Consider the following 1,308-nt stretch of genomic DNA (forward strand, 5'->3'; position numbering starts at 1 on the left):
CGGTCGGGCACGGGTGCATCGGGTTGTGCCCTTCGTTATCCGGCTGACTGACCGAAGGGCCCAAGACTCGTCTTTTCAGTCGCTGAGGCTCAAGCTTGACCCGGGCAGCAAGACAACGGGCATGGCGCTGGTACGGGAGAAAGCAGACGGCATCGCTGTGCTGAACCTGATGGACCTCGTTCACCGCGGCCGACAGATTAGCGAAGCACTGACGCAGCGACGCGCATTGCGGCGCCGCCGGCGCGGCGCCAACCTGCGTTATCGCGCACCCCGGTTCGACAACCGGACTCGCGCTGCGGGCGGGCTCCCGCCAAGCCTTCAGCACCGGGTTGACTCGTCGATGTCGTGGGTCCGGCGCGTCATGCGCTGGGCACCGGTGTCAGCGTTGTCGATGGAGCTGGTGCGCTTCGACATGCAGGCCATGCAGAACCCGGAAATCTCCGGGCTCGAGTATCAGCAGGGGGAGCTGTTCGGGTACGAGGTACGTGAATATCTTCTCGAGAAGTGGGGGCGCAAGTGCGCCTACTGCGACGCCGCGGGTGTGCCTCTGCAAATCGAGCACATTCTTGCGCGTGCGCACGGCGGCTCGAACCGGGTGTCGAACCTGACGCTTGGCTGCGCGCCCTGCAACATCGGCAAGGGTGCGCGCGACGTGCGGGAATTCGTCAAGGACCAGGCCCGCCTCACGCGGATTCTGTCGAAAGCGAAGACGCCGCTGCGTGATGCGGCCGCCGTCAACAGCACGCGCTGGGCACTACTGAACGCACTGAAGGAGACTGAACTGGCGCTCGAGACCGGTAGCGGCGGGCGCACGAAATGGAATCGCGCAAGGCTGGAGATTCCGAAGGCTCACGCACTCGATGCAGCGTGTGTTGGCGAAGTCAAGGCTGTCTGCGGCTGGCAGCGACCGACGCTGGAGCTCAGGTGTACCGGTCGCGGCAGTTACCAGCGCACACGCCTCACCGCACAGGGCTTTGCGCGAGGCTACCTGACACGCAAAAAACGCGTTCACGGATTCCAGACCGGGGACCGCGTCCGGGCCATCGTACCGAAAGGCAAGAAAGCTGGGGCTCACGTGGGCCGTGTCGCGGTACGCGCGAGCGGCAGTTTTAACATCCAGACGCCAGTTGGCGTCGTACAGGGCATCGCGCATCGCCACTGCACGATGGTGCTACGGGCCGATGGCTACGGCTACTCAACTGTGCCTTTAACAAAGGAAGGAAACTCAGGGAACGGCACAAAAGCACGGCTTGCTGCGCAAGCTGCGCTATCCCTCCCCGGCATGAATGCCGAGGTTTCCCGCGCTAA

At 64.0% G+C, this 1,308-nt stretch carries 1 protein-coding gene; it reads left to right on the forward strand.

Annotated elements, in window-relative coordinates; genetic code table 11:
• Positions 1-25: 25 nt before the first annotated feature.
• Positions 26-1,308: RNA-guided endonuclease IscB (gene iscB, locus M0D69_RS43615; protein ID WP_367619850.1), on the forward strand; the 1,283-nt coding region annotated here is incomplete at its 3' end.

Source organism: Caballeronia sp. SEWSISQ10-4 2 (genome assembly GCF_030464885.1).
Taxonomy (GTDB): Bacteria; Pseudomonadota; Gammaproteobacteria; order Burkholderiales; family Burkholderiaceae; genus Caballeronia.